4 protein-coding genes are annotated in these 8120 nt (G+C 55.4%); 1 reads left to right on the forward strand and 3 read right to left on the reverse strand.

The features are described from left to right. Window positions 1–388: 388 nt before the first annotated feature. The 3 genes from ACTTKG_RS07685 to ACTTKG_RS07695 all read right to left on the reverse strand — a co-directional run bounded on the left by ACTTKG_RS07685 (window position 389) and on the right by ACTTKG_RS07695 (window position 6673). Entirely contained in the window at window positions 389–1027 is a 639-nt protein-coding gene (locus ACTTKG_RS07685) for an HAD family hydrolase (protein ID WP_442673635.1), read from the reverse strand. Window positions 1028–1043: 16 nt separating this feature from the next. Then, window positions 1044–2240 carry a DUF819 family protein gene (locus ACTTKG_RS07690; RefSeq protein WP_442673636.1) on the reverse strand — a complete coding sequence of 399 codons (1197 nt, stop codon included), beginning with the start codon at window positions 2238–2240 and terminating at the stop codon, window positions 1044–1046. 191 nt (window positions 2241–2431) lie between these two features. Further along, window positions 2432–6673, reverse strand: a complete 4242-nt coding sequence (locus ACTTKG_RS07695; protein ID WP_442673637.1) for an autotransporter subunit beta — start codon at window positions 6671–6673, stop codon at window positions 2432–2434. 245 nt (window positions 6674–6918) lie between these two features. Here ACTTKG_RS07695 and ACTTKG_RS07700 point away from each other — a divergent pair, with 245 nt between their 5' ends. Then, window positions 6919–8049 (forward strand): D-alanyl-D-alanine carboxypeptidase family protein, encoded by a 1131-nt coding sequence (locus ACTTKG_RS07700; protein WP_442673638.1) that lies wholly within the window; start codon window positions 6919–6921, stop codon window positions 8047–8049. Window positions 8050–8120: the final 71 nt, after the last annotated feature.

The following is an 8120-nucleotide window of genomic DNA, read 5'->3' on the forward strand; positions in this document are numbered from 1 at the left end:
CAGCAGCAACTGGCGCAAAAACGCGGCTGACATGCAGGGAATATACAGAAAAATTTCCTGCCCTCCAAGAACTATCAGAAAATCTTGACAAATCAAAGTATTTCTTTTATAATGGAACCAAGAAAAGGATGAAAAGGCGCCGGCGGATGAAGTGTCCGGCATATAGGCAGAGACGGCAAAAGAGTCTCCCTATACCGAGAAAGGAGGAGAATCCGATGGGACTGTAAGGTTCGCAGAATAGTCGGATGAAACTCGCATGGAAAAAGAATCACGCCTGAACGAATAACCGCCGCGCGAAAGCGCGGCGGTTATTCGTTCCTTGACTAAGCTTCTGTAAAGGCGTGAGGACATATATACAGCGTGACGGCTGCATATATGTCCTGAAAGGTTACACAAGCAGTCCGCCAAGATTCTCCATGATCTTCACATGCGGCAGCGTCTCAAAAACAGCCCGTTCCGTCGTACCCGTGAGCACGGCGGCGAAATCTACGCCTGCGGCACGCGCCGCTTCGGCATCAACCGTATTATCGCCCGTGTAGAGGACTTCGCTCTTCTTCGCATCAAAGCGGCGGCAAGCGGCAAGGATGCCTTCGGGCGACGGCTTGAATGTCTCAACATCCTCACAGCCGATGACAAAGTCAATGAGATGCGCCGCGTCATCGGCGAGAAATTTTTCCATGATGCGATGGCGCGTCTTTGTTGAAATAATGGCGATCTTTGCGCCATCGTCGCGCAGCTTTTCAAGGAGCGGCAATGTCTGTGGGTAGAAATGCGTGTTCGGCGTCATTTTTTTATCGGCTTCTTCACGATAGCTCACGAGGAAGCGTTCACATTCCTTTGCATCCTCGATACCTGCGATGCGCCGAATCGCCTCATCCATAGGCAGTCCGATTGTGCGGCGAATCACTTCGTCGGATACATCCTCACAACCAAATTTGCGAAGCGTCGCATGAAAGCAATCCGTAATGCCTTTTTCTGAATTTGCAAGCGTATAGTCGAAATCAAACAAATAATAGCGATACTTCATCCATGCACCTTCTCTTTCAAAGCAACATTTTCAAAAAGCCGGCAAGCCATATACCGAGAGGCGTAGCAATGATGTGACCGATGATTGCCATGACGATGCCAATGGGAACCAAGGGACCGGAATATATGCTCGCCACGATCGGCGCCGACGCCGCGCCGCCAATATTCGCCATAGAGGATATGCACAAGGTGAACATATCGAGTTTGAATATGCGTGCGATCAGAAGCATGAGAAACAAATGCGTGCCAAGGATGATAAATCCTGCAAGAACCCAAAGCGGCGCATCGCCAAATTGCAGAAGAGATGTACGCGAGGCGATGAGGGCAATGAGCGAGTAGAGCATCACATTCGCCACTTCCGAAGAGCCGGAGATGCGGCCGAGCGGAGAAAAGGCGGCGATGATCCCAAACAGCGCGATGAAGAGAATCGTCCAAATGGATTTCGTAAAAAACGGAAAAACGATATAGAGCAGCGGTCCAATATTCGCAGCGATGGCAGTGACGAGAAAAGCGGTGCCGAGAATCAGAAAAATATGGGGAAAGGAACTTTTCTCCTGCCGTTTTGCATCATCTTCCTGCAAATCCTGCGATACAGCATCAAGCTTCGTCGTATCCGCCTTATTCCAGCGATTGAAACGCGGAGCGAACGTGATGAGCCACAAAAGAGACAAAACCCAAATCGTATAGTTGATGGAATCGACAATAAACGCGCCGCTCATATCAATCTCAGGAATATTGAGCGTCGCCTGTATTTCGGCGATATTATCATAGCCGCCGATCCATGAACCCGAGAGCGCCCCCAGCGCCATCCAAGCGCTGCTGCCGAGCTGATCCTTCAGCAGCAGGAAAGCGACGACGATGCCTGCCATAATGGTAACGCTTGCCGAAAAGAACGCCAAGAGCATACGCGGTCCGATACGAAAAATTTTTCGTACATCGCAGCGCAGCAGCATCGTAAAGATCATGCCATGCGTCAGTACAGGCGAAAGCTCTCGATAAATCGGCTTCGTCGCCGCCATATCCCATGCACCGAGCGTGCAAAACACCATAGATACGACATAGATGAGCACGACAGCTGGCATAATGCGTAAGATTGCCCATTCCTTGGATTTTTCCATCATGACAAACAGCGACGAGAAAAACACAAGGACGGCGATATAAGTGAATCCGTCGGTAATGATGGGAATGCACCTCTCTTTTCCGCAGAATATCATGCTTTAAGGAAGCGCTGAATGAATCAGCGTTTCCTTATACACCATACCATAATAATACATATCAAAAAGAAAGGCAATGCTGCAAATGGCGCACAAATCACGCACGGCTTTCAGCCGCCGTCAATGAAGTCTTTTCGCATATCGACGATAGCCCATGCTTTTTCACGATGCGCCGCACTTCTTTGCCTGAATCAGAACGCCCATTGGACGGATGCACCGCCGCTTAGCCCCCTGCGCTTGCCCTGCCAGCCATGAATGTGAAAGTCATAGCTGATGCGGCTGCTCTTCGGCAGAAGGCGATAGCCAAGCTCAAGCATATAGCTGGAGCCTTGGAGACTCGGACTCGGAGCTGCGTCGCCGCCGATGTATGCGCCGGCTTCGCCGTCAAATTCATGCTCCCATGCAAGACCGGTGTAAAGCTCGCCCGACGGCTTCTTTTGACTATAGCGAAAGCCCAGCCGCAGACGATACGAGTTGACGTCAGCGAAGTCATAGACGTCGCCCGAGGAGAGTTTCACGGTCATGCCGTTTTGATGTGACCAGAAGCAGCGGGCGTAGACGTCGATGGAAGCGTCTTTTTTCCATGCAATGGTCTTGCCGACGCCGATATGGATGCCGTAATAGGTGTTCGAACCATCGTAACCGGCATTTGCTCCGTGGAGCTGATAGTCGCTCGAAGCGCTGCCGCCGCGCGCGGATGCTTCGAGCCAAAGACCGTCTTCTTGCGTCAGCTTGCCGAAAACACCGCCGCCGAGGTAGCTGATCTTGCCGCTGCCATGCGTGCCGTCGTCCAGATAGGAATCGTATGTGCCGCGCCCGTATTCTACGAAGGGGCTGAAGAGAAGCTTCGATGCGCCTTGGATGACGTATTCACGCGCCCAGCCTATGCCAAGACTCCACCCTTTAGAGTCAACGTAGGAGCCGCTCTCGACGCGCATGTTATTCGCTCCTGCACCTGCCCAAAGCTGATAAGAGACGGCATTGGCGTTTGCTGTCTGGCGTTGGGCACGCTTTTCTGCGTTGCCTGCTTTCGTTGAATCGACGGCTGTATCGGATTTGTTCGATTTCACTGCATCGTTCGCATTTGCGCCGCTCATGCCGACGCTGACGGACATCTCAGCGGCGGCTATGCCGCTTTCGACGAGGTAGTCCGCGCCTTGATTGACGAAGTTTGCAAGACCGGCGCGCGTTTCGACGGGGGACTTCGCTTCTGCAGCAAGACCTGCCTGATGCACGGTAGCCTTGAGCAGATTCGGATGCTTTTGATCGGGCGCTACCTGAAGGGTGTAGTTATAGGCAATGCCGTCTTGCGCGGTCACTGAAACACCGTCGCCGAAGGCGATGCCGCCGCGCATGTTTTCCATGAGCGTGAACGAATCGCCGGGACGGAGCTTCTTTGCATCGCCGCTGCGATAGAGGTGAAGGTTTATGTGCGAGAGGGTCTTGTCGCCGCCGCTGACGTTTGTGAGTTTGAGCAGGGTGTGCGCCGAACCGTCGGTCGGAGCATTTTCCATATAGAAGCGAAGGTTTTGAATGCCGTTGAAATCGCCGATTTCCGACGTTTTCGCACCGTAATAGACGGCGAGAGTATTATCCGTACCGCCTGCCGCACCACCCGTGACGATGCCTTCGACGAGAGTGTTTTCCAAGTGAATGGTATTGCCGTTTGCAGTCGCGCCGCTGCCGCCGATGATGCTGCCTTCGACAGCGGCATTTCTCAGGCGGAGCACGTTGCCGTCCGCCGCTCTTCCTTTGCCGCCGACGATATTTCCTGCCTGCGCGTTGTCAATCACAACCTCGTTGTCCGTCGCTTTGCCGTCTGCGGCATCGGTATAGCCGCCGTAAATTGTGCCGCTGACGACGGCATTTTCTTTGACGGTGACGATATTTTTCGTACTGTTGCCGCGTTTTTCAGCTGCACTTTTGGAGCCTTTTCCCGTCGTCCAGCCGCCGTAGACGTTCGTGTATTCGCCCGTCGTGAGCGTGATCTTGTTGCCCGTCGTCGTGTTGCCCGCCTTGGAGATGCCGCCATAGGCGTCTGTGCCGGATACGACAGGGGTTGTCACGCCTGCAAATTGCCAGCCTTCGTAGGTGATGCTCGTGATCTTTGCGCCGGTCTTTACCACGTCGATATTTTGTTCTGTCGTGTCGGTAGTCTCAGATCGCAGCACACCGTCGGCATGACCTGCAATGTTGATGCCGTTCTCGTTCTTCATGAGTGTGACTTTGCCATGAACGGCGCTGCCGCTCACTTCGATGAGGTCTTTGTCTGCGAGTGTTGTTTCACCATTCGATAAGGTCAGCATGGCTTTTCCTGCGGCTGCTGTATCCGCTTCGAATTTGAGTTTTTGAAAGCCCGCGATATTTTTCGCCGTATTCGTGCCTTTGACGTTCAAGGTATTGCCTGTGCCGTTTGCCGTGCCGCCCGTGATGACGCCTGTGGCGGTCGTGCGATCGATGGCGACGGTGTTGCCGCTTGCAGCTCCGCCTCTGCCGCCGATGACATCGCCTGCGACAGTCGTGCGGTCGAGATGGAGGGTGTTGCTGTTTGCCGACGTCGCGCCATTGCCGCCGATGACATCGCCCGTGACAGTCGTGCGCGTGAGTTTGACGGTGTTGCCGCTTGCGCTCGTCGCACCCGTGCCGCCTGTGACTGCACCTGCGGCGATGCTGCGGTCATCGCTGCCGACTTCCACCGTATTGCTCGAAGCTGCCGCGCCTGTGGATTTGCCGCCCGCAACTGCTCCGACATTTGCCATGACCTTGACTTTGTTGCCCACAGCGTCGCCCGCCGCCTGTCCGCCGACGACAGAGCTTTCGATCGCTTTTTCCACCGTGACGGTGTTTTCCGTCGCTTCGCCGCCCGCAGCGTCGGTGAAGCCGCCGTAAACCGTGCCCGTCACCGTCGCCGTGCCGCTGACGGTGACGCTGTTTTTCTTGCTTGCGCCTTTGTCGGACGCTTCCGAGCCTGTGCCTGTCGTCCAGCCGCCATAGATATTCGTGTGCGTTCCGGCTTGAACGGTGATCGCATTGTCTGTCGTCGTATTACCGATCACGGAGCGGCCGCCCCATGTGCCTGTACCGTCGCTCTCGGCAATCGCCGCACCCTTGAAGATCAAGCGCGAATAGAGAATCTTCCTGCCCGTCGCGTCCTTTTCCAGCGTGACCTCCGCAGTATCGCCCGTCTTGGTCACGGAATTGAAGCCGTCGCGCACGACGATGCCGCCCGACGTGTCGTTTTCGATCAGCGTGCCCGTCTTATCCTGCGGCGAGCCATAGACGGTGATGTCCTTGAGGCTCTTAAACTTCGTCCCCATCGAATCGCGCAGCGTGAGATGCGACTGCAGCGTATCGGTAAAATAGAAGTTGACCTTGTCGAAATTGACGATGTTCTTCGCTCGTGCGCTCGCCTTGACATTGAGCGTATTGCCCGCATAGGCGGCACGCTTGCCGCCCGATGCGCCAAAGATGTACTTCGCGATCCGGTAGCCCGCCTTCATCTCATTTTTCCCATCGCCGAGGTTGACGACGTTGTCCTTGATCTCGCTGACATTGCCGGCGGAATACGCAGCATAGACGTTGTTCAGCTCGCCGCCCGTGATCGTGACGATATTCCCCGTCAGAGCGCCGCCGCGCCGCGTATAGCCGCCGTAGACATCTCCGCTGAAGACGCCGCCCGCGACGGTGACCTCGTTGTGCGCCACATTGCCTGTGGAATCCGCTTTTTCAAGTGAGCCGCCGCATACCGCTTTCTTCAGCGTACCGCCCGTGATCGTGACCGTGTTGTGCGTCACATCACCCGTGGCATGTGCGCCGCCGTAGACGCCGCCGTAGACCTTTCCCGCAATCGCCCCGCCTCGGATGACGACATGATTCTTTTGGATTTGCCCCGCCGCATTCCTGCTGTTGGAAAAGCCGCCGTAAAGAGACCCCGTCTTGCCGCCGTTTACCTCGACGGTGTTTTCTTCCGCCGTGCCGCTGCGTCCGACGTAGCCGCCGACCAGCCATTCGGCGAACGACATCGTCCCCGCATCGAAGTAGACTTTGTTGCCTTTGGCATGACCTGTGCCCCATGCCGCGCCGCCATAGATCGAGGCGATCTCCGTCGTCGCGCCCTTGATGCGAACCGTATTGCCGTCGGCATTTCCCGTGCCTCGGGCGACGCCGCCAAAGACGCTCAGCGTATCCTCTTGGTATTGATAGACCGTCAGCGTGTTGCCCGACGCATCCTCGCTGTCCGTCCCGACGCTCGCCGCACTGTTCGGCGTCGCAGGATCATCGGGGTTCGGCACATTCCTCTGTGGCGGATGCGAGCTGTCGATCGTCACATCCGCCGCAGAAACATAGGATGATGGTATGAAGAACGCGCCGCCGCTCAACACAATGGAGACGAACAGCGCCAGAGATGGACACGAACTTTTCTTTTGAAACATGGATTCTCTCCTTCTAGGATTTCAGACTTAGTACTTTTATCGAAATTAGACGAATGATTCATTATAACAATTTATCCGTATTTAAGCAATATAAACAGCTTCGGAGCACACAAAAACGACGACTGCGACACTGTTTTTGTTGCACGATGTGATATAATAAAAAAATACCATGTATTCTGAAGAACGCAATCATCTTTCTTGCTTTTCCAACGCTCCCTTGAAAAGGCAAAACAGGAGGCTTTTTCTTGCATTTTCAACGAATCTTTTTTCTCTGCTCGCTTTTCTTCCTGCTCATTGCAGCAAGGGCAAGCGCGGCGGAAAACATACAGCTCACGGCGGCTTCGGCGATTCTCATCGAGGCTTCGACAGGGCGCGTGCTCTTCGAGAAAGCGGCGGATGCGCCGCGCTTTCCCGCAAGCACGACGAAAATGATGACGTGCGTGCTCGCCATCGAGGAGGGAGACCTGTCCTCCATCATCACGGTAAGCCGCACGGCGGCAGAAACAGAAGATACGGAAATCGGCGCAGGCGACCGCTTCGTGCTCGCCGAGCTTGTCGCCGAAATGATGCTGCGATCAGACAACGGCGCTTCCGTCGCCATCGCCGAGGATCTCGCCGGTTCCGTCGATGCCTTCGCCGCACACATGAACGAGAAAGCAAAAGCGATCGGCGCAAAGGACACGCATTTCGTGAATCCGAACGGTCTGCCGGACAAGGCGCATATCTCGACAGCGCACGACATCGCATACATCGCCGCCTACGGCATGAAGAATCCGAAATTTCGCTCCTTCGTCGGCGCAAAGGAACGTGAGATCACCTGGGTCACACCCGAAAAGAAACGCGCCTTGATGACGAACACAAACCGTCTTCTCGGGACTTACGAGGGCGCGACGGGCATCAAGACGGGCTACACGGATGCGGCAGGCGGCTGTCTCGCGGCGTCGGCGCGGCGCGGCGGCGTCGAACTGATCGCCGTCGTCCTGGGTGCGGCAGACGAGAACGTGCGCTTTGCCGAAGCCGTAAAACTGCTCGACATGGGCTTTCGCCGCGTGAAAGCTGCGCCTGCGTATACCAAAACGGATCTCATGCAGAAGGTCTGGGTCAAGGGCGGCAAAGAAGGCCGTCTCGCCGTCTACCCGGCAGAAGATCTGCGCCTGCCGCTCGTCGACGGCGAAGCCGAAGAAAACTACCGCCTGACCTATGATCTGCCGCGTGTCATCGGCGCGGGCATCACAGAGGGCGAACGCATCGGCGACCTCGTCGTCTATCACGGCGGCAAAGAGCTCACGCGCATCCCTCTGCTCGCCGAAAAGAGCATAGCCAGAGGCTGGAGCTTGGAGGGTCTTTGGGCGTACGTCATCGGACTGTTTGCGTGAGAGGATGTGTGATTTGCTATGAAAATCCAACCGCAGCCGCGCCGTTTGAGCGCATTTCTTGCCTTTTGCTT

The sequence above is a fragment of the Selenomonas sp. genome (assembly GCF_052169755.1).
Taxonomy (GTDB): domain Bacteria; phylum Bacillota; class Negativicutes; order Selenomonadales; family Selenomonadaceae; genus Selenomonas.

Excerpts from the sequence above, each read along its gene's own strand:
- ACTTKG_RS07695 (WP_442673637.1), bottom strand. The coding sequence starts at position 6,673 with ATGTTTCAAAAGAAAAGTTCGTGTCCATCTCTGGCGCTGTTCGTCTCC.
- ACTTKG_RS07685 (WP_442673635.1), bottom strand. The coding sequence starts at position 1,027 with ATGAAGTATCGCTATTATTTGTTTGATTTCGACTATACGCTTGCAAAT.
- ACTTKG_RS07690 (WP_442673636.1), bottom strand. The coding sequence starts at position 2,240 with ATGATATTCTGCGGAAAAGAGAGGTGCATTCCCATCATTACCGACGGA.